This window comes from Paraflavitalea soli, from assembly GCF_003555545.1.
Taxonomy (GTDB): Bacteria; Bacteroidota; Bacteroidia; order Chitinophagales; family Chitinophagaceae; genus Paraflavitalea; species Paraflavitalea soli.
Genome location: NZ_CP032157.1, coordinates 1587086 through 1607444, shown reverse-complemented (window position 1 = coordinate 1607444; position 20359 = coordinate 1587086). Strand labels below are relative to the sequence as shown.

Annotated in this window: 17 protein-coding genes; 8 read left to right on the top strand and 9 right to left on the bottom strand. The window is 49.3% G+C overall.

Translation table 11 applies throughout. The annotated features are described in order from the left end of the window. Nucleotides 1-3: 3 nt before the first annotated feature. The 3 genes from D3H65_RS06050 to D3H65_RS06040 form a co-directional block, all read right to left on the bottom strand. The gene (locus D3H65_RS06050; protein WP_119049406.1) at nucleotides 4-867 is read right to left on the bottom strand and encodes a sugar phosphate isomerase/epimerase family protein; all 864 of its coding nucleotides are present in this window, start codon (nucleotides 865-867) and stop codon (nucleotides 4-6) included. A gap of 113 nt (nucleotides 868-980) precedes the next feature. After that, a complete protein-coding gene (locus D3H65_RS06045) occupies nucleotides 981-2531 on the bottom strand; it encodes an MFS transporter (RefSeq protein WP_119049405.1) in 1551 nt (516 codons plus the stop codon). 23 nt (nucleotides 2532-2554) lie between these two features. Then, the gene (locus D3H65_RS06040) at nucleotides 2555-6109 is read right to left on the bottom strand and encodes a PVC-type heme-binding CxxCH protein (protein WP_119049404.1); all 3555 of its coding nucleotides are present in this window, start codon (nucleotides 6107-6109) and stop codon (nucleotides 2555-2557) included. Nucleotides 6110-6273: 164 nt separating this feature from the next. Between D3H65_RS06040 and D3H65_RS06035 the strand changes: the two genes are divergently transcribed. After that, complete coding sequence (locus D3H65_RS06035) at nucleotides 6274-7143, top strand: AraC family transcriptional regulator (RefSeq protein WP_119049403.1); 870 nt, start codon at nucleotides 6274-6276, stop codon at nucleotides 7141-7143. 327 nt (nucleotides 7144-7470) lie between these two features. Here D3H65_RS06035 and D3H65_RS06030 read toward each other — a convergent pair whose 3' ends face one another. Then, nucleotides 7471-8112 (bottom strand): response regulator, encoded by a 642-nt coding sequence (locus D3H65_RS06030; protein ID WP_119049402.1) that lies wholly within the window; start codon nucleotides 8110-8112, stop codon nucleotides 7471-7473. Further along, nucleotides 8109-10094, bottom strand: coding sequence for a tetratricopeptide repeat-containing sensor histidine kinase (locus D3H65_RS06025; protein WP_119049401.1), 1986 nt, complete (start codon nucleotides 10092-10094; stop codon nucleotides 8109-8111). Before D3H65_RS06025 ends, D3H65_RS06030 begins: the two co-directional genes overlap by 4 nt. Nucleotides 10095-10319: 225 nt before the next feature. Here D3H65_RS06025 and D3H65_RS06020 point away from each other — a divergent pair, with 225 nt between their 5' ends. Next, nucleotides 10320-11024: a sensor histidine kinase gene (locus D3H65_RS06020; RefSeq protein WP_119049400.1), complete on the top strand. Its 705-nt coding sequence runs from the start codon at nucleotides 10320-10322 to the stop codon at nucleotides 11022-11024. 81 nt (nucleotides 11025-11105) lie between these two features. On the opposite strand, the gene D3H65_RS06015 is transcribed toward D3H65_RS06020, so the two are convergent. Further along, nucleotides 11106-11492 (bottom strand): winged helix-turn-helix transcriptional regulator, encoded by a 387-nt coding sequence (locus tag D3H65_RS06015; RefSeq protein WP_119049399.1) that lies wholly within the window; start codon nucleotides 11490-11492, stop codon nucleotides 11106-11108. 101 nt (nucleotides 11493-11593) lie between these two features. Here D3H65_RS06015 and D3H65_RS06010 point away from each other — a divergent pair, with 101 nt between their 5' ends. The 4 genes from D3H65_RS06010 (at nucleotide 11594) to D3H65_RS05995 (ending at nucleotide 14599) form a co-directional block, all read left to right on the top strand. Continuing rightward, entirely contained in the window at nucleotides 11594-12262 is a 669-nt protein-coding gene (locus D3H65_RS06010) for an NAD(P)H-dependent oxidoreductase (RefSeq protein WP_119049398.1), read from the top strand. 107 nt (nucleotides 12263-12369) lie between these two features. After that, nucleotides 12370-12936, top strand: a complete 567-nt coding sequence (locus D3H65_RS06005; RefSeq protein ID WP_119049397.1) for a dihydrofolate reductase family protein — start codon at nucleotides 12370-12372, stop codon at nucleotides 12934-12936. Nucleotides 12937-13007: 71 nt separating this feature from the next. Further along, the gene (locus D3H65_RS06000; RefSeq protein WP_119049396.1) at nucleotides 13008-13364 is read left to right on the top strand and encodes a YciI family protein; all 357 of its coding nucleotides are present in this window, start codon (nucleotides 13008-13010) and stop codon (nucleotides 13362-13364) included. Nucleotides 13365-13372: 8 nt separating this feature from the next. After that, complete coding sequence (locus tag D3H65_RS05995) at nucleotides 13373-14599, top strand: RNA polymerase sigma factor (RefSeq protein ID WP_119049395.1); 1227 nt, start codon at nucleotides 13373-13375, stop codon at nucleotides 14597-14599. Between the two features lie 492 nt (nucleotides 14600-15091). Here D3H65_RS05995 and D3H65_RS05990 read toward each other — a convergent pair whose 3' ends face one another. The 3 genes from D3H65_RS05990 to D3H65_RS05980 are packed head-to-tail and all read right to left on the bottom strand — an operon-like array spanning nucleotide 15092 to nucleotide 17483. After that, entirely contained in the window at nucleotides 15092-15997 is a 906-nt protein-coding gene (locus D3H65_RS05990) for a hypothetical protein (RefSeq protein WP_119049394.1), read from the bottom strand. A gap of 26 nt (nucleotides 15998-16023) precedes the next feature. Further along, the gene (locus tag D3H65_RS05985) at nucleotides 16024-16776 is read right to left on the bottom strand and encodes a hypothetical protein (RefSeq protein WP_119049393.1); all 753 of its coding nucleotides are present in this window, start codon (nucleotides 16774-16776) and stop codon (nucleotides 16024-16026) included. A gap of 56 nt (nucleotides 16777-16832) precedes the next feature. After that, entirely contained in the window at nucleotides 16833-17483 is a 651-nt protein-coding gene (locus tag D3H65_RS05980) for a hypothetical protein (RefSeq protein ID WP_211345632.1), read from the bottom strand. Between the two features lie 267 nt (nucleotides 17484-17750). On the opposite strand from D3H65_RS05980, the gene D3H65_RS05975 reads away from it, so the two are divergent. Further along, nucleotides 17751-19610 (top strand): tetratricopeptide repeat protein, encoded by a 1860-nt coding sequence (locus D3H65_RS05975; protein ID WP_119049392.1) that lies wholly within the window; start codon nucleotides 17751-17753, stop codon nucleotides 19608-19610. A gap of 108 nt (nucleotides 19611-19718) precedes the next feature. Then, nucleotides 19719-20333 carry a hypothetical protein gene (locus D3H65_RS05970; RefSeq protein ID WP_162915437.1) on the top strand — a complete coding sequence of 205 codons (615 nt, stop codon included), beginning with the start codon at nucleotides 19719-19721 and terminating at the stop codon, nucleotides 20331-20333. Nucleotides 20334-20359 lie beyond the last annotated feature (26 nt).

Genomic DNA, 20359 nt, shown 5'->3' with positions numbered 1-20359 from the left:
ACTTTATTCCCTCGCCCAGCTTTTCAGGAACCTTAACCCTTCCGTGGCAAATCCATCCTGGCTTTCCGCCATAGGATGCCAGAAGCATACCGCGCCCGCCAGTTCCTTGTTATCCGGCGTAAAACTTTCGATGGTTACTACCCCGGCATAATCGATGGCTTCCAACCCTTGCTTGTAGGAAGCCCAGGGCGTTTGCCCCGTACCCGGTGTACCCCGGTAGTTTTCTGACACCTGCAAATGGACCAGGTCCTTGCCCGATGCAATGATGGCCTGTGCCACATCCTTTTCTTCAATACTCATATGAAATCCATCCAGCATTACTTTGGCGGCAGGGTGATTAATATCCCTGATCAATCGCAATACATCAGCCGCTGTATTCACCAGGTCCGATTCAAAGCGGTTCAAGGGTTCCAGGGCGATCTGTAATCCCCGGGCAGCCGCCAGTTCACACACTTTGCGCAGGTTGGTCACCGCCCGCTCCCAGTCTATCTTACGCTGGTCAGGCGATACCATACGTGCCTTACCTACGGCTGAATACATAGGTCCACCAAAGAAACCCGTGCCTACCGCTGCGCAGTAATCGAGACAGGTTTCTATATACGCCAGGCAGTTCTTGTGCACCGCCGGGTCTTCATGCGTAAGGTCGCGCGAAGGGCCAAAAGCCCCGCAGATATTCACCTGCAGTTGATATTCTGTCATGGCCTTTTTCACCACCTGTATATCAATGAGCGAAGGATCTTCTACTGCAATCTCCACCACCTCAAATCCCATAGCGGCAATCTTTGGAAACAATACCGGTATAGAAGCCGTGGTAAACGGCGAGGTCCATAGCCAGGTACTAACGCCGTACTTAATGTCTAAAGCCATTATCTAAGATTAATATTTTTCATTGGGAGGTACACTATTTTAAGAAGAAGCTGCGAGCTGCCAGCTTCGAGCAACGAGCCGTTTGCGACGAAAAGGGACTCGCAGCTCGCAGCTCAAAGCTCATGGCTGGCATTCACCGCCTCCTCCTGCAACATCACCGCCTTGTATCCCCCGCGTGACCGGAAATACAAGATCAACAATCCATAACACACCAACATGAGCAAGGGGAAAGCCACAATGTACCGGAGCGCGTCTTTTTTAGCGCCATCCCGGATGGCAGTCACTGTTTCCAGCTCCTGCGCATTGGCCTGCGCCAGTTTGGATTGGTCCAGCGCCTGGTAATCACCAAAGAAACTGGTTTTGTTTTCCGTTACATAGGTGCTATGAATGCTTGTTTGATGCGTCTGGTCATATGCCTTGATCTTTGTGTCGACCGATTTATCCTGGATAAAACCAAGGATACCCGCGCCGATCACACCGGCTGCGATCATACCCAATCCACCCGTAATGTTGAGCGTAAGTGCGCCGCCTTTCGGAAAGCGCTCCGCTACCAGGCCCAGCATGGTGGGCCAGAAAAAGGTTTTGCCCAGGCCATACACCGTAGCTGCCACCAGGATCATCACCCCGTTGGAGAAGGACAGCATGTACAATCCGCCGGCCGCAATGGCCGAACAGATCGCCAGCAGTCCCAGCGGTGATACTTTATGCACAATGGGACCGGCAAAGAAACGTAGCACAAACATGATGGCCGAAGTATACACCAGCACCCACCCTGCCTGCAGCCCGATGGCCGTCATGGCTGGCGTCATCAGGTCCGTGATCCAGCTATCCGTACCCAGTTCTGTAGTAGCCAGCGGGATCATGATCAGCAATAAAATGATGAACAGCGGCTGACCCAGACTGCGGGTATACCATCCGAAGAGTATCGTCACCACCAATATGAGTGTTATATTGAGCGCCGTGGGCCAAGCAAATACCGCTCCCAGCTGGAATACGATCAGCGCCACAATGATCAGTGCGCCAATGGCCCCTACTTCCTGCAGCATTTCCTTATAAGATACACCTGCCTGCACCCGTTCATTGAGCGGGAACTTACGGGCCAGCATCATCACCCCATAAGCCAGTGTAGGCAATAAGATCAGCGCTATTTTATATTCCCAGGCTGTACCGGGTCCCATCAGTAAGGCGATGATGCCGCCCAATACCAGGCCGCCCGGCCAGGCTGCATGCAGTATATTGAGCCATTTTGTTTTCTGCCGCGGAAACATGGTCGCTACCACCGGGTTCACCACCGCTTCTACCGTACCATTGCCCAGCGCCACAATGAAAGTGCCGATGTACAACATCCAATAGCCGGTAGCAAATATGGTGAGTATGGCCGAGGTAACATGACAGAGAAAAGCAAAGATCATCGCCGTCTTATAACCGATCTTATCAATGATCAGGCTAAACAATACAATGCTGATCGCAAAAGGCCATAGGCCCACACCTGCTATTTCACCCAGCTGTGTTTGCGTAAGGTTAAAAGTGGTACCCCACTCCGGCAGCGAGATGGCCCTTAATATGAAACCAAAGGAAGTGGTGACCAGCGCCACAAAACAGGCATAGAACAATTTCATGTCTGCACGGTGAGGTGTGCTGCCTGGCGAATCGTTAGTTGGCATATTGACAGGTTTACAGGTTCAACTTATTTTACCACGCGCAATACGCCATTCATAATGCGCCAATGGCCCGGGAATGTACAGATATATGGATAGTCACCTGCTGCATCCGGCACTTTAAAGGTCACCGTATATTTCCCTCCGGGATTGATCAGCGGTGTTGACAGTAACACTTCCGGCATCTTCGGCACATACTGCAGTTTGGCGCCATTGGGGTCCATGGCCAGTTTATCTGCCGCAGCGCCTACCTTATCCGTAGTCGCCGGTTTAAGGATAAGCAGGTTGTGCTGCATAAAGTCAGGGTTCTGCAACACGATCTTAACCGTACTGCCTGCTTTTACCGTGATGAGCTGTTGATCATATTTCATCACATCTTTCAACACTTTGATCACAATCGTACGGTCTATTTTGCCGGCGGTAACAGGAGCGGCGGTGGCTGCACCCGTACCAGCCAGGGTTTCCAGTTTCGCGTTGGTCAGATTTGCCCGCAGGAAGAAAGCGGAGTCCGGGTACTCCGTGATCCGCTCATCCCCTTTGCGGTTATCAAATCCTATTCTGAGGGGTAGGTCCAACTCTTTCTTAAACAAGCCGGGTGCTTTGGCCGCGGCCACTTCTTTATCGTTGATCAACAAACGCAGGGCACCGTTCTTTTGAAGACCTGCTTTAAAAGAGAACTTAGCGGGCAGTTCATTGGGCGTTACGACCTGGAATACTTTGCCGTTCTGGTTTACCTGGAAATACATTTTATTGTTAAGCATATACAGGCCATAACCATTGGCACCATTACCTTGAGCCGCCACCATACCGCTAAAACCAGCCGGTGCATTGCTTTGGGCCGCTGGCGCACCCGGACGGGCCGTCATGCGTTCTATATCTCCTGCCAGCAGGATCTCTTTGTTGGCTACTTCAGGCTCCAGTGCATCGCCCTGTTGCGGCCTGCCAAAACCTCTTCTCAGCGGAATGGTGGTAAGCCTTGATCCAAAGGCCAGGCGCTGTGCAATAGAAGCTTCAATCAGGGCGGGATTTTCATTCAATCCTCTTTTCCGGAAGGCTGCGCGGAAGGTCTCCTCGTTCAGTTTACTGGCAATGGTGAGCGCATGGCGCAACCAGGTATCGGAAACATTCTCTTCTTTTTCTGCCATACCCACCAATACATTGCCAATGGCAGCTGAGGTTTTCATGTCTGTGGTGGCCAACACCCCTGCCAGCCGTACCCGCATGTCTTTGTCCTCAAAAACACCTGCCTGCTGCATAGCCAGGAAGGTAGCGGGTGTTTTCGGCAGCACTTCGATGGCTGCCTTGCGCACACCAGCCGCGGGATGATGCAGGGCTTTCGTGGCTACTGCCAGGGCTGCGGCATTCGTGCCATCCAGCACTTTCAGGCCTTTCATCGTCCACAGCGCATGCACGGCCGGCGCATTGATACCGGCGCCATCCAGTTGCTGGTCCTGCACCAGTTTGTAGAGAGCTGGCAGCACCGTTTTGTTGCCGCTTTCTACCAGCAATCTTTGTGCAGTAGTACGCCAGAACATATTGTCGTTGGACAAGGCAGTTACCAATCCTGCTACATCTTTCTTATCGAGCTGTGTATTGTTCTTCTGGTTGTTGCTCTTATTGTAGATCCGGTAAATACGTCCACGCTCATGATCGCGCAACGGATTCACATATGCATTACCCTGGCCCGTCTCTGCCTTGTAGCCGCCGCGGTCAACCGAAGGCGTGGGGTTGTGCTGAATAATGAAATCGTACCAGTCTGTTACCCACAGCGCCCCGTCGGGCCCTACTTCCGCCTGGATGGGCGCCGCCCATTCATCCGCACTCACCAGCATATTCCAGCCATCGCCTTCTTCTTTAAAGCCGGAACCTGCGGGTTGCAATACATGTTTATGGATCAAACGCCCGGTAGGTTCTGTTACAAAAGCCACTTTGTTCCAATATTCCTGGGGGAAATTACGGGCCGTGTACAGACTATGACCGGCAGCAGCCGTAAAGCCGCCATGTACATCCACCTGGCGCAGGTTTTTGGTAGCTACGTGTATGGCATAGTGTGCATCGATCTTCTCCACACCGCTCTCCCGGATATTTGCTTTGTCGAAGTAACGTTTGGGCATGCCCAGGAAACCGCTGTGCGTATTGTTGGCGGTAGAAATAAATACATCAAACTCTTCTGAGAAACCCAGTCCCCAGGTATTGTTGCTGGTGGAAGAAAGGTATTCGAGGTTCTTGCCATCCGGAGCAAAGCGGTATACCCCCTGACCGAAGCGCAGGGAGTCTTTTCCTTTCTTGCCATTGTAAAACCCGGAATAACCTACCACACCCCAGATCATATTGTCGAGGCCATAGCGCAGGTTGGATGCCTGGGCATGGGTATCACTTTTGCCCCAGCCTGTTAAAAGTGGTTGCCGGATATCAGCTTTGTTATCTCCATTGGTATCTTTCAGGAACAGGAAAGAAGGCGCCTCGCTCACGACAATGCCGCCGTTCACAAAGGTGAAACTGGTAGGTATATTCAGCTTATCGGCAAAGATGGTGAACTTATCGGCCTTCCCATCTCCATCCGTATCTTCCAGTATCTTAATGCGGTCATCGCCTTTATCGTCGTCTTTGATCTCGTTGGGATAATCCACCGTCTCGATCACCCACAGGCGTCCGCGCTCATCCCAATTCATGTAAATAGGATTCACCACATCAGGCTCCGCGGCAAACAGCTGCAGGCCAAAACCCACCGGCACCTGTATCAGCGACATGGATTGCTCCGGCGTTAAGGACGCCTGAACTTTCGGCGCGGGATCACGTTTTTCATAATTGGGCACCGGGCCATCATAATAAGTGGGATCAGCCAGTTTGTAAGCTGCCAGGCTGGCCCGCGCTTCATCACTCACAGCCCAGAGTATGCCATTCTTCACCAATGTTAAAAAACCGGGATTATTGAAGGTTACTTCATCATGACCATAAGCTGTATAAAATACCCGGCCATTGCCATAGGGCCGCACCCAGGTATAGGGCTCATGGTGATCGCCTTCCACCCTTTCGGAGATCACTTCTATATTCTTGCTGATCTTGTCGTGCACATAGGTTTCATCCCGTGTTACGAAAGGAGCTACACCTTTCATTACCGGGTGTTCGGGCTTGACGATCACGGAGGGAAAGGAGTCATACTTATGGCTCTTGAATTGTCCGCCGATCATCTCCACTACTTCGGGTGAGTTGCGGAAACAAAAAGAAGCGGAGTGCAGGGGGATAAAGCCTTTACCGCTGCGTACAAAGTTGAGCAGGGCTTTTTCCTGCGCTTTGCTGATGGTATCGTAGTTGGCATATACGATCAGGCCATCATATTGGTTCAGCACGGTCTCATTGAGGTCATTGGGATTGGTGCTGTAGGATATATTAATACCGGCTTTAAAGTATTCTTTGGTGAGGATATCCGCCAGTTTTTCAGAATCATGGTGTTTGCTCTTGTGGCCAAGTAAGAGAATTTCCAGGCGCCTGGGTGTGGCAGCCTTTCTTACCGTATCGGCACTGATCAGCAGGAAAGAACACAAGAGTGGTATACAATAAAGGAGGTTAATTTTCCGGCACATGGCAATCAATTGGGTTCGTTATACAATCAGTACGAATATCCCAAGATTATTGGTCATACCCTTGCCAAATTATATCCAATACTGACTGTATTTTATCCTGATTAATGCCTAATTTCGACAATCAGAGACAAAACTACCAACACTATATACCAATACGCCTTATTGTGAAAGCAGCCCTGCACAAATCAGAAATACCCCTCTCCCATATATTTGTGATCCGCCGCCTGCAGGAAAAGTATTTTGATCCCGTATGGCATGCGCATTCAGAATACCAGCTTTTTGTAGTGCTGGAAGGTACCGGCACCCGTTTTATCGGCGACAGCATCAAGGCCTTCAAACCGGGCGAACTGATCTTCACCGGTCCGCACCTGCCCCACCTGTGGCGCAGTGATGAGGCTTATTTCAATAAGAAAAGCACCCTGCGCACCGATGGCATCGTGATCTATTTCAATGAACATTTCCTGGGCGAACACATCATGGAAAAAGAAGAGATGACCGTGCTGAAAAAACTATTCACCCGGGCCATGCGCGGACTGGAATTTGAGGGCGCCCCCCGCACAGACATCATTCGTATGATGCAGGAGCTGGTACACCTGCAGGGTATTCAAAGTGTGGTACAGCTGTTGCGTATACTGGAGCTGATGGCAGGCACCAAGGCGTTCCGGTATATTTCTTCCCGGCCTTATGAGGATGAGTACGACCAGCATGAGACCGACCGGCTCAATATTGTATATGATTATGTATTAAAACACTTCCGGCGCAAGATAGCACTCGAAGAACTGGCTGAGCTGCTGCATATGACCCCCACTTCCTTTAGCCGCTATTTCACCATCAAGAACAATAAACCCTTCTCCCGTTTTGTTTCCGAGATACGTATTAAACATGCCTGTAAACTATTGACAGAAACAGACGATCCCATTGCCCATATTTGTTATGAATGCGGCTTTAATACCCTGTCCAATTTCAACAAGCAGTTTAAGGAGGTGGTGTTAAAGACCCCGGCAGAATATAAACATGAGTTTTTGAGTATTTAGCTTCGATAACAGATTTCTCCCTGCGGTCGAAATGACACCAAAGTGTGAAACGTATCCCTCTTCCTTGTCATTTCGAACGACGCCTCCCTTTCTTTGTCATTTCGAACGCAGCGCAGCGGAGTGAGAAATCTGCTGTCGAAGCAAAGGTTGTCTCTTACTTCTGCAAAATCTCCATTAACCTCACCAATCCAGATCCAAACATTACGTCAGGATCAAATTCTCCGGCTTCCGTGCGGTAGGAATCTCAGCAGCATCAATCATTTCCAGCAGGTCGATCTCGATCGTCCGGGAAATAGGTTTTGTCCGGCTCGTCTCCCATTTTGTTCCCTACTCCACCAACCCCATTTCAATAGCCTTCTTCACCAGCGCGGCGGTATTCTTCACATCCAGTTTCTGGATGAGGTTGAAGCGGTGATTCTCTACCGTACGCACGCTCAGGAATAACTTTTCCGCAATTTCCTGGTTACTGAGCCCCTGCACGATCAGCAGGATGATCTCTTTTTCCCTTTTGGTGAGCGAGGGCGCATAGCGGTCGCTCTTTTTATTGGTAATGATCTGCTGGAACATTTGCTCCTTCAGCTCGGCATGAATGTATTGCTCCCCGGCCATGGCCGCCTCAATAGCCGCTAAAATGATGTGACTATCCGCCGTCTTCAACAGGTAACCCGAAGCGCCATGCTGAAGCATGCTTTTTATATAATGCCGGTCCGTACAATTGGTGAAGACGATCACTTTCACTGCCGGATAAGTGCCGATGACCCTTTTGCACAAACTAATTCCATCCTCACCGGGCAGCTGGATATCCATAATGATCAGATCGGGCAACGCAGTTTCCAGTCCCTTCATCAACTGCTGGCCATCCGTATAGGACCCCAGCACTTCTATAGATGGGAATCCGGCCAGTATCATACGCAATCCATTCAATATCGCAGGGTGATCATCTACCAGACTTACACGCGTCATTGTCATACCTCCTGTATTAATGCAGTTGTTTTAAATTCAAGATATACACTGGTGCCCGTAGGCGAAGAGTCAATATCCATCGTCCCATGAAAAGCCTCTACCCTGCTTTGTATACCATAAATACCTATGCCAGCCTTGTGCTCGCGGTTGCGCTTATCAAACCCTTTTCCATTGTCTTCCACTGTTACACTAAACAGGTCCTTGTCAAAAGACAGCTGCACCAGCACATGGGTAGCCTCTGCATGTTTCAGCACATTCCCGATCAGTTCCTGGATGGTACGGTACACCATCAGTTCCATCGCTTCATCCAGTCGCCTCGGCACACCATAAGCATTGAACTCTACTGCAATTTGATCATTCTTGTTCAGTTTATCGCAATAAGTCCGCACCGCTTCCCGCAGCCCCTGTTGCCGGATCACCCGGGGCATCAGGTTGTGAGAGGTTTCCCGGATCTCGGAAGCAGCATCATTCACCAGCCCCAGGGTCTCCTGGTAAGTAGTGGATGCCGATAACTGCTGGTGTTGATTGCCCAGGGCGCTCAGGTATAATTTAACGGCCGACAAGAGACTGCCGGCCCCATCATGCAGGTTACTGGCAATCCTTACCCGCTCGCGTTCTTCCCCGTCCATCATGGCCTGTATGCTGGATATTTCATGTTCCCTTTGCAAGGTGATCAACTGCTGTGCCTGCAGCCGCTGCTTTTGCCGGTAGTTGAACCAAAGCATAGCGCCCACCAATAGCAGCACTATCACAATGCCTACCGCCACCAGGATATAGGTATTTTTCTGTTTAAGCTCCAGGTCTTTTTGTACCAGCGCCAGTTGCTTTTTACTGATCTCTTTGTCTTTCTGGAGCGTCTGGAATTTAGTTTCGTAAGCAACTACCTGGCCCGATACCCGCTCACTCGTCAGCGAGTCATTGTATTCCTGGTATTGCGAAAAAGCGGCCATGCTGGAATCGCTTTTGCCCAGGCCGGCATATACCCGGGTAAGGCAGGCATAACAGAAACGCAGGGTCTCATAGTTTTTTGCCGGTAAAGCCGTGGCGATCGACCTTTCTACCCGTGTTTTGGCTTTTACATATTCTTTCATCTTCAGGTACGTGCGTGCAAAGACAAGGTCAATACGGCTCAGGTGATACTCGTCATTGGCCTGCCGGGCTAATAATTCTGCCGCGCCCAGGTAATGTACCGCCGAATCCAGTTGCCCCGTCACTTCATAATGATCGCCGGTATTGAGCCGGCTCACCACCCGCCCCGTATAGTAATTTTTAAGATCACTCAGCAACATGATCTTCCGGTAGATAGCCAATGCTTCGGCATGCTTGCCCTGGATGCCATAGATGGCCGCCTTATTGTTGAGTGAATTGATCAGCATCAGCGTATCCTTTACCTGCATGGCTATTTGCTCTACCTTACCCGCATACTCCAGCGTCTTTTCTGTATGCCGCAATTTGCCAAAGGCCGCAGACACACTCGTATACAGTTGGGCCAGCAGCCGGGTATGACCGTTGGCTTCCGCAATTTCGGCCGCTTTCAGGAATTTGGCGATCCCTTCATCGGTAGCACCGTCATTATCGAGTGTCTGTCCCAACAGCCCATAGGCCGTGGCCAGGTTCTCCGTTTGTTTGGGCAGGGCGCTGTATAGTTGGATGGCTCTTTCAAACTGGGCTTTGGCGGCATCGGGGTCCCGGCGTTGCAGGTAGGCCTGTCCTTTCATCCGGGCGCTACCGGCCACGCCGGCGGGCATATTTATCTTGATAGCCAGTTGCTCGGCCTGTTCCAGTACCGGCAAGGCGCTGTCGCTACCTGCCTGCATCAAGGCATAGCCGTATTTCCATAGCAGTTTTACGTGGGTGGTGTCTCCTTTCGCCTGCGACAATTGAGGCCGGTATAGGTCATACACTTCCTGAAGAGATTGTTGTCCATATGCCGTTACCTGCAGGAACAGGAAAAAAAGGAGCCATACCTGTTTCGATCCTGTTTTCATGCTTACTTGTTATTAAGGCCTTTGTTTTAGGCTTCAAATATAGGGCCGCGCCCCTGTTTTCCGCGTGATAAGATATCCTGCACGTTCGATTGACAATGCAGCAGGGGACTGTGTTGCACGGCCTGCAAAGGAACCAGGTATTACTACTCAATTTTAAATACAGGTATTTGTGCTGCGAAAATAAAGCGGCACAGAAAATAGTTTTGTGGCAGATTTCAATGGAGGATGATATTATTGGAGAAGAAAATATTAACAGATGTAATAGCCTGGCTGAATATCGGCCTGTTCAGGGCCTATTCCAAAGTACACGAGGCCCGGGAACGCAGGTGGAAAGCAAGGGCCAATCACGGAGATGTACAGGTTCTCAAAGCCCAGATACAACCCCATTTTCTTTTCAATACCCTCAACAGGATCAATGCCACCATCCCGCCACAGCAGGAACAAACCCGCGAACTGATCGCCAAACTGGCCGATACTTTCCGGTATGCCCTGCAGGCTACCAAAGAAGATGAAGTGAGCCTTTGGGAAGAACTACAATTTATCAAGACCTACCTCGAATTGGAAAAGGAACGCTTCGGTGAAAGACTGCAGGTAATGATCGAAGCCAGTGAAGAGGTCATGCACACTAAGATCGCCCCCATGTTATTACAGCCGCTGATCGAAAATGCCGTGATACATGGCATCAGCCCCGCTGTGCATGGCGGCCGCATCAATATCCGCTGTATTAAACGGAAAGGAAAAGTACAGATCAGCATCAGCAATACAGGCGCCCGCTATATTGGTCCCGTTGAATGGTTACTGCAAGGCAAGGGCGTGGGCCTGCGCAATACGGTATTGCGGCTGGAAAAGATCTACCAGGAACAAATGCACATCGAAAAAACCACACCCGACGGTCTCACCTTTACCTTCTCTATCCCGGCTGCATCCTGAAAAACCCGGCAATCAGCAGTCGGCAATCGGCAATGAATACACTGCTGACTCGACAGGTGCTCTCCATTTTTACGGTGAGTATCAATAAGTATCTGTTTTTACGCTTGTTTCTTCCATTATAGCCCGGTGCTGTAATCCCCATTCCTCCAGCTGCTTCCACACAGGTATCAGTTGTTTGGCGCTTTCTGTAAGCTGGTATTCTACTCGGGGCGGCACTTCTGCATAAGCATTGCGGAGCACCAGCCCGTTTTTCTCCAGTTCCTGTAAATGCAGCGTGAGCATCCGGTCGGTGATATTGGGTATTCGTTTCTTCAGCTCACTGAAACGCAGGGTCCGCGCTTCGAGTTTGTACAATATGAGCAGCTTCCAACGCCCGCCCAGCATATCCACCGCGTAGATCATGCCGCAAAACTCAATCAGTTGCTCCCGGTTGATGGCATTGGTAGATGTTAACTTCCTTTTTCCCATTACTTACATTTTTGTGTGCACCGTACAATTCGATGTGCCCTGCTAAAGTAACCGATACCGGAATAATTTTGTTGCCCCCTTGATAAAAACAGGGATTACGCATGAAAATTCTGATCGTTTTAGCACACCCCGAACCCAAAAGTATGAATGGCGCCCTGTTCACCACAGCCATCGAAACCCTGCAAGCAGCAGGTCATGAAGTGAAGACCTCCAACCTGTATGCTATGCGGTTCAATCCCGTATCAGACAGCAGCAACTTTACCCGTTTGCAAAATGCCACCTTCTTCAAACAACAACTGGAGGAAATGCATGCTACCGAAACAGGCAGTTTTGCTTACGATGTAGACCAGGAACAGGAAAAAGTGGAATGGTGCGACCTGATGATCTGGCAATTCCCCTTGTGGTGGTTCAGTGTACCCGGCATTTTGAAAGGCTGGGTTGACCGGGTATTTGCCATGGGCCGCTTTTATGGGGCCGGCAAGTACTATGAGCAGGGTATCTTCAGTGGCAAAAAGGCCCTGCTGTCCCTCACTACCGGCGGCGAAGAAGGCGCTTACCTGAAAGATGGCTTCAATGGCGATATCATCAATATGCTCAAACCCATTCACCGGGGCATTTTTGGCTTTACCGGCTGGAGCGTGCTGCACCCGCATATTGTATATGGACCGGCCCGCCTGTCGCCCGAAGCGCGGGAAGCAGAGTTAAACAAATGGAAGAAAAGACTGTTGCAGGCAGTTGATGAACAGCCAATTGAAGTAGGTACCTATTAGTATTTAAACCCTGGTCCGGAAAATACCTTGCCTGCCCTGTCCAATCGCGGGCACCTCATTTGTTATGGTTGTATTCATACGTTTCCGTAACAATTAAAACCAATAACATGGGCAAGTTATCCTCCTTCCAGTTCATCACCCTCAATGGCTTTTATAAGGGGGCGGACGAAGATACCAGCTGGCATAGCCATAACCCCAACAGCGAAGAAAGTGAGTATGCCAAAGAAGGCGCTCAATCCGGCAGCATCCTCCTGTTTGGCCGTACGACTTACGATATGATGGCAGGGTTTTGGCCCACGCCGCAGGCCCTGCAGGCCATGCCCGAAGTGGCCAAAGGCATGAATGCATCGGAGAAGATCGTTTTCTCCCGTACACTCAAAAAAGCAGACTGGAACAATACACGGATCATTAAAGATCATATAGAGGATGCCGTCAAAAAGCTGAAGCTGGAGTCCTCCAAAGACATGACCATCCTGGGCAGCGGCAGCATATTGGCCCAGCTGGCCACTGCCGGACTGGTGGATAACTTCCAGTTCATGATCGATCCCGTGGCCCTTGGTGAAGGTACGCCCATCCTGGAAGGCATCGGCCACCAGCTGAACCTGCAGCTCACCAGCCACCGGGTATTCAAGAGCGGCACCATCCTCCTTACCTACCAGCCGAAAGAAAACTAACTTACATTTACCTTTCATAAGCAGTGGCCAGCTGGTGAATACCAGTTGGTTACTGCTGTAAAAATATCACCATGGATGAATATTTATTATTGATGCGTCTGGACCTGCTCACGAAAGAGGCACAGCCTTCGCCCGAGCAAATGCAGGTATACATGAAGCAGTACCAGGACTGGGTAGGCGGCATTGCGGCACAGAACAAATTTGGCGGCGGCACCGGTCTGTCTACCGAAGGCAAAGTGCTCAAAGCAAACAACGTGATGACCGATGGCCCATTTGCGGAGATAAAAGAATCCATTGCCGGCTTCATCATTGTAAAAGCTGATAGCTTTGAGGAAGCCGCCACCATGGCAAGGGCCTGTCCTATTTTACAGGGTGAAGGCAACAGTGTGGAAGTAAGAAAGGTGGTGAAAGTAGACAATACCAGATAAGACCACGGATGGACAATGGCCAGCTGATACCCCATTTATTCAGGACGGAATACCGGAAGATCGTATCCGTGCTTTGCCGGCATTTCGGATTTGCCCACATAGAAACTGCCGAAGACCTGGCCAGCGACACCTTTCTCACAGCGGCGCAGACCTGGGGTATCAAAGGCATTCCGCAAAATCCGGTGGCCTGGCTGTACAATGTAGCGAAGAACAAAGCCAGGAATCATGTTCAGCGTGATGCCTTGTTTGATAAGAAGATCGCTCCTGATCTTAAAACCGGCGGAGAAGGCTCCCAGGAGCTGGATATTGACCTCTCACCCGAGAATATCAATGACAGCCAGCTGCAGATGATGTTTGCTATTTGTCACCCGTCTATTCCCGTTGAATCCCAGATCGGTTTGTCCCTGCGCATTCTTTGCGGCTTTGGCATCGAAGAGATTGCCGATGCATTCCTTACCAATAAGGAAACCATCAACAAGCGCTTGTTCCGGGCCCGGGAAAAACTGCGCGAGGCCAATATCCCGATAGCTCTTCCCGCGCCGGCGGCTATCGACACCCGGCTGACCACCGTATTGAAAACCATCTACCTGTTGTTCAATGAAGGTTATTATTCCCTGGGGCCAACCAATACCTTGCGTAAGGAGCTTTGCTATGAGGCCATGCGCTTGTGCACCATGCTGGTGGAACATCCTCCCACCAACAGGCCGGCAGTAAATGCCCTGCTTTCATTGATGTGTTTTCACGCTTCCAGGTTTGATGCACGCCTCAATGCTGCGGGAGAATTGATCCTGTATGATGAGCAGGATACCAACCTGTGGAATACCGACCTCATCAGCAAGGGTGGATATTTTCTGCATTGTGCCGCCAGTGGTCCTACTCTTTCCCAATACCACCTGGAAGCGGGTATTGCTTACTGGAATACCCGCAAGGACGACAGTAAAGAAAAATGGGAAAGCATTTTACAATTGTACAACCAACTTCTGCAAATAGAGTACTCTCCCATCGCTGCTCTCAACCGCACCTATGCACTATCCAAGGCCAATGGCAGGGAGGCGGCGATCGTTGAAGCAGAGAAACTGCAGCTCACCAACCATCACTTCTATTACCTGTTGCTGGGTGAATTGTATACCGGTATTGACCAGGCCAAATCCCTGCAATATTTCCAGCAGGCGCTGCTGCTGGCCCGCACAGATGCCGAGCGGCAGGCGATCCAAAAGAAGCTGCGTAGCCTGTAATTGTGTACCCCATACACATGCACATACAACAATTCATTGCGTTTTCTGTACACACTTTCGTAGACCTCATTACAGCCCATTTCCGGCCGACTTCAATTTAAGCAAGCATCTACACTTACGATAGCCGATCCTGTCTTTAAGCGGTCTTAAAATGCGTTTACAGAGCTTTGTGATGGTGAGTGCATATGACCATAGGGGAAAGCAGCCAGTCTTGTCCCAGATTGGGAACGCATTACCTACGCATTACCTACGTATTGCCTGACCGCTCAATGAAAAGAGGCCAGTGTTCCTAAGAGCGTAGGCAATCCGTAGACGCTCAGTAGGCCAACTGGCGGCCGTTGACTGTCAATGTGGCCTCAAATTTTGCTCATCCATGTGTGAACCATGTGTCAAACATGTACCGTTCATTGGAGAACACCCCCATTTGACACATGGATGGTACATAGTTGAGGCCAGGTTGGTAGAAGGTTGGCAGGTGGTGCCGGCCTGTCATTATTGATTGTCTCTTTCCAGGAGAAAGCAGTCAGACGCTGTTTTCCAGAAGCTGTTATCCAGCAGGCTTTTGAGATCAATTAGTTGAAGATCATTACAAAACGTCGCAAATTCATTGTCCGTAAACCTATTTTGAAGAAAGGTATTGTTTTCGAACCTTGGGTTTAAAGAAGCATTGAAATCATTGTACCTGATCATGCACTCAACCAATTGCTGAATGGAACTATTCATGAAAACGCTTTCAAAGTCGTTGTCATGATTTAGGAAAACGACTTCATTTTCATGGATGAGGTCTATGCATATCGGGTCGCCACTGTCATTACTTCCTATCATCAGGTAGTCGTCCAGTTCATCAAGGTCAATATTAAATACCTCATTTGGGGAAGGGATAACTTCAAACACGCAAGCTTCGAAAGAGAGTCCCGGTGCACAACTGTCTGGTAAACCACCATAAATCAGGTAATCTTTTGTAGTGCTAAGGAGCCGGGGGATATTCAACTGCGAAAGTTGGTATTTATTAAGCTTAAGGGAACGATCAGTCCAGTATTTTTCTATTTGTTCAAGGGTCATATGCGATAATTGGCCAGCTATAAAATCAATCTTGTCATCAAATCCAAACAGGGTATCAAAAACCTGTATCTGTTTACACCTGTGCACCTCTATGTCCCTAAGTTGGTCATCTTCATTATAATTCAAAAAGAAAAAACACCCTGCCGGTTGCTTGTCTTGATAAATGTCACGCCGGAGGTTTATAGGCTTGCCATCCCGAGTTACCAGTCCTGTCAGCTGGTCGGCTACTGAATGTTTTCCTCCCAGCTTTGCCCTTATCAAGTCACGGCTTTCCTTAAATGTTAACGCAACTTCATTGATGAAGGCTTTATCAGTTGGTATATATTTAAAATTCATAATAGTGCTGTTGCCTTTTAATACTCTTAATACACTTTCAGCGGCTTATAATTCTTATACCTTACATAAACAGCTTTTTCGGTACTGTCCTGAAAGATGATCTTTTCCTTGCCCTGCTTGTCATACGTAGATACCGTCAGGCCATCAACCAATTCAACACGGGCAAATGGTTTTAGACTATCCCCTTTAATGCGCAAAAACATGGTCGAACAACCGCCATACACCAAAAAAGCATCGATACAGTTCAGTTCTTTATTGTATTGCATATTGGGATAATCTTCCGCATTCTGCATACTGATCAGCATGTCCCTGGCTTTATCATAGATAAATAGCCGCCTTACTTCGTTGGCGCCCCTGGCAGCCTCCATAGAAATATAAGTAAAGTCCTTTAGTCCGTCATTGTTAAAGTCGCTTAGTTTTGGATCACATGATATAGCCGCCCGCCTCTCATATTGGTATTCATTTTTCAAGACCCACTTGTTGCTTTGTTTGGAAAAGAATTGAATGACCGCATAGCTGGTGTCAGCCGAACTATATAATGATAACTCAATCTTGTTGAGTCCTCTTTTACCGATATGCAGACTATCGGCAAAAAACTCCGTTCGTTCAACGGGATCAGCAGGATGGGCAGTATCTTCTACCAAAGGAGCTGTGGAATCTATGACAGCGACGGCCTTTACCGTATCAGCAGCATTAGCTGCAAGCGCTTGGGGTGCTTGTTGCTCTTTGCAGGAAAGCAGTACTATCAGGATCAGGCTCAGTGCAAGGTGGGGGTTCATTGGTGGAGACGCGTTCTTTATAATCGTCGGGGTCTGAAATTACAAAATCCGGACAACTATACTTCTGATTTAACAGACGGTGGGGATTTCCCGGGCAGCAAGGCTATTTCCATTGCCCTCCGGTAGAAGTCGGCAAATTGGTCTGTATCGTATTTGGGACGCATTGCACTCAGCACGTCCAGCAATCCTAAAGAAACCCACTCCCAAAGCATGGTATCGAAGTTGTACTTCAGCATCTGGATCCTTACCTCTTCCCGGATGACCTGAATGGTTTCGGCAGACAAACCATATCCTGCCAATATTCCATTGAGCCGTTGATGAGTTTCGGGAGTATATTCGGTATCCAGGAAGGGTTCCAATAGCAAGTCCCAGACATATCCCCGCTCCACCAGGGGAATCTGGTGACGGTTTGCATAGAAAAGCAATTCACGCTTCAGTGTTGCCGGCACAAAGATCAGTTCATTTCCTATCCGTATGGAGGGCGGCGCAGCATTGATGCCGATGTTGATGATATCGCTGGCAGTAATGGTGGTCTGTTTACAGACGAGGGCTGGCTGAAAAGGATAGGCAGTGAAAGTGATGCCCGCAGGTTGGATCAGCACTTCTCCCAACGGTGCAAATAATTGCATTACTTCTTCTTTTGGCGTACTGAACATGGTCCAACCCCTTGTCCAAATGTCTTCCTGTTCGTGTTGGGATGCGTCCATAAGTGATCGCAGTTATTGCTTATATTATACCAAGGTTGTTGCCAAATATACTCTACTTTTTACTACCTGAAAACCAGTAGACCCTTCTTCCCGGTAAGCAGGTAATTTAATGATTATCAGCCCAATTGTTGAAAATTCGGTTGTCAGTCTGGCATCATCGTTGTCTTTATATTGGTAGTTTTGCCCCTGCTGCGGGCTACCTTAGGCGGGAGTCTACATGTTGCCTGCAGCCGTTCACTAAAAATAGCTGAAAAACACCTCAAAGCCATGATGCGCACATCCTTTTTATTATTCCTGATCCTGATTACTACAGGCCTTTTTTCTCCCTCATTCGCACAAAGCGGTTCCAATGCCGACCTCGCAGTATCACAATTGCTGGAAGGCAATTTCCAGCTGGCTAAGAAAACGGCTAATGACGTTATCAACAATGACAAGAACAACGGACTGGCCTACGCCGTACATGGCGCCGGAGAAATATTCGACAACCGGATGACGGCTGCACAAGCCGATCTTGAACGGGCGGTTAAGATCAGTCCCGACAATGGCGTGTACAATGCCCTGCTGGCCGACTGTTACTGGATACAAAACAATACGGCCACTGCAAAGAAAACAGCAGAAAAAGCCCTCGGCCTCTTACGTGCTCCCAAAACCTCCCTCGACTATTTTGCCCGCGCACTCGCCGCTATGGTACTCGAAAAACCAGATGATGCGCTGGCCGATTATAGCAAAGCGATTGAACTCAATCCACGCAACGTACGCGCCATTGCTAAAAGAGGCCTGATCTATAACAATAGAAAACAGCTGGACCTGGCGCTAGCCGATTTCAACAAAGCGATTGAACTCAACCCGCGCTTTGTAGTATCCTTGTATTATCGTGGTAATATTTACCTCAACCAGCAAAAGCGTGAACTGGCCATTGCAGACTATACCAAGGTAGTGGAAACCGATCCCACCTATGCTGATGCCTGGTTCAACCGTGCCGTAGCTTACAAACAACTGAGTAAGTTTGACCAGGCGCTGGCCGATTACGCCAAATACCTCCAGCTGTATCCAAAGGATTACGATGCCTACAATAACCGGGGGCATGTGTATTATGTCCAGGAAAAATATGATGATGCTATCGTTGAATACAGCAAGGCGATCGAGCTGGCGCCCAAAGTATCCATCTCCTATGTGTTCAGGGGCAATTGTTACGGCCGCAAAGACCAGGTAGAAGCAGCCATCCGGGAACATACCAGGGCCATCGAGATCGATCCAAAGCAGATCGAAGCCTATATACAGCGCGGACACCTCCTCTACCGCAGTAAAATGCTCGCCGAAGCCAATAAAGACTACACCAAGGTAGTGGAACTGGATCCCAAAAATCCTACAGGCTACCTGTACCTGGGATTTATCCACCACGACAAACAACATTTCCAGGAAGCCATTACCAATTATAGCAAATCCATTGAGCTGGACCCTAAAAATATGTATGCCTACCAAAACCGGGCAGAAGCTTACGATGCCATTGGCAATTCCAAACTGGCCGATCTTGATCGCAAGCAATTCGCCGACCTGGGTGGTCAGCTTAATGCCAGTGGCGGTACTACGCGGAAATCCATTTTCCCCCTTGGATCATTCGACCCTGCTTTGGCAAAAGCTGCGTTGTCAAGAGGCCTCTCTACCATTCGCGGTAAAGCCTGCACCAAGGTGGATGGCCTGATCTTCAACGCCAGTGGTGTGAAAGTGGTACTCTACCCGGTAACCCCTTACCTGGAAGAATGGTACGACCTGCGGGAAAAGAAAGAAGGCAAAAAGACAGGTGTCTATATGTCCAATGAAGCCAATGACTATGTTATTGAAGCCTATGCCGACAGTGAAGGCCGGTTCGAATTCCGCGGCCTGAAGCCCGGTAAGTATTTTATCCAGGTGATCCATAGCTTCAACCAGCTAAAGACATCCCGGATCTATACAGGGTCGGATGTATCGCAGAATGGCCCCGTACGTACCACCACCAATTACTATTACGACCAGGATTATACTGTAGCCCGCGCCAAAAGACTGGAGAAGTTTGTAGAGATCAAAGAAGATGGGGAGAATAAAAAGATCACTATGGCCAATGGCCTGATCAAGAGCTGCACATTTTGATGTCATCTAAATAACTAGCCTGAACAGTCAACACCATCAAAAATACCGTGTTTACACCAGTTGTCCCCTCCTTCCCGACAAGTAGCTTTACAGCAAATACTTCCTTACATGAGACACTTGTTACTGCTACTTACCATCTCCATAATATTATCGGGCTGCCTTAGCTGGGCGTGGAGAGGATACAAAAAACCGGGACCAGACGATTTCGAATCGGTAAGTCCGCTCACCAATTGCATGAAGATCGGTACGCAGAACCTTAACGAAAAACGCAAGAAAGCCATCAAAGAAGCCACGGCCGACGTGTGTAAGATATTAGCCTCCGACGAATTTAAACAAAGGGTATTGGCCCAGCAATGGCTGGTGAGTTGTGACCTGATTAACGGACAGCCGGACGTAATGACCGGTCAGCAGGTATTTGACCTGATCAATAAAAAGATCCCTGATTACTCTGTACATCCCCGGCACCCCTGGAATGCCATTGCCCAAACGGACCCTGCCAATGACAGGGTAGCGATAAAACCTGCCAGGATCAAGAACTGGAATGCTACGGATAAAAAGGAACGGGCCAACCTGATCAATACCATTGCCCATGAAACCATGCATATCCTGTCGGGCTCCTTCCGCGACGGCGGTCATGGGACCACTGAATGCCCGGATGCCAGACTGGTAAGTTATGGTATCGGCAACCTCGTGGAAGAGCTATGGCTTGCCTCGCACCCCTAGTATTCCCGACACTCCTTTGTTACCTG

Excerpts from the sequence above, each read along its gene's own strand:
- D3H65_RS06000 (WP_119049396.1), top strand. The coding sequence starts at position 13,008 with ATGGATGAATATTTATTATTGATGCGTCTGGACCTGCTCACGAAAGAG.
- D3H65_RS05970 (WP_162915437.1), top strand. The coding sequence starts at position 19,719 with ATGAGACACTTGTTACTGCTACTTACCATCTCCATAATATTATCGGGC.
- D3H65_RS06025 (WP_119049401.1), bottom strand. The coding sequence starts at position 10,094 with ATGAAAACAGGATCGAAACAGGTATGGCTCCTTTTTTTCCTGTTCCTG.
- D3H65_RS06040 (WP_119049404.1), bottom strand. The coding sequence starts at position 6,109 with ATGTGCCGGAAAATTAACCTCCTTTATTGTATACCACTCTTGTGTTCT.
- D3H65_RS06015 (WP_119049399.1), bottom strand. The coding sequence starts at position 11,492 with ATGGGAAAAAGGAAGTTAACATCTACCAATGCCATCAACCGGGAGCAA.
- D3H65_RS06010 (WP_119049398.1), top strand. The coding sequence starts at position 11,594 with ATGAAAATTCTGATCGTTTTAGCACACCCCGAACCCAAAAGTATGAAT.
- D3H65_RS06020 (WP_119049400.1), top strand. The coding sequence starts at position 10,320 with ATGATATTATTGGAGAAGAAAATATTAACAGATGTAATAGCCTGGCTG.
- D3H65_RS05975 (WP_119049392.1), top strand. The coding sequence starts at position 17,751 with ATGATGCGCACATCCTTTTTATTATTCCTGATCCTGATTACTACAGGC.
- D3H65_RS05995 (WP_119049395.1), top strand. The coding sequence starts at position 13,373 with ATGGACAATGGCCAGCTGATACCCCATTTATTCAGGACGGAATACCGG.
- D3H65_RS06050 (WP_119049406.1), bottom strand. The coding sequence starts at position 867 with ATGGCTTTAGACATTAAGTACGGCGTTAGTACCTGGCTATGGACCTCG.
- D3H65_RS06005 (WP_119049397.1), top strand. The coding sequence starts at position 12,370 with ATGGGCAAGTTATCCTCCTTCCAGTTCATCACCCTCAATGGCTTTTAT.
- D3H65_RS06030 (WP_119049402.1), bottom strand. The coding sequence starts at position 8,112 with ATGACAATGACGCGTGTAAGTCTGGTAGATGATCACCCTGCGATATTG.
- D3H65_RS05990 (WP_119049394.1), bottom strand. The coding sequence starts at position 15,997 with ATGAATTTTAAATATATACCAACTGATAAAGCCTTCATCAATGAAGTT.
- D3H65_RS06045 (WP_119049405.1), bottom strand. The coding sequence starts at position 2,531 with ATGCCAACTAACGATTCGCCAGGCAGCACACCTCACCGTGCAGACATG.
- D3H65_RS05980 (WP_211345632.1), bottom strand. The coding sequence starts at position 17,483 with ATGGACGCATCCCAACACGAACAGGAAGACATTTGGACAAGGGGTTGG.
- D3H65_RS05985 (WP_119049393.1), bottom strand. The coding sequence starts at position 16,776 with ATGAACCCCCACCTTGCACTGAGCCTGATCCTGATAGTACTGCTTTCC.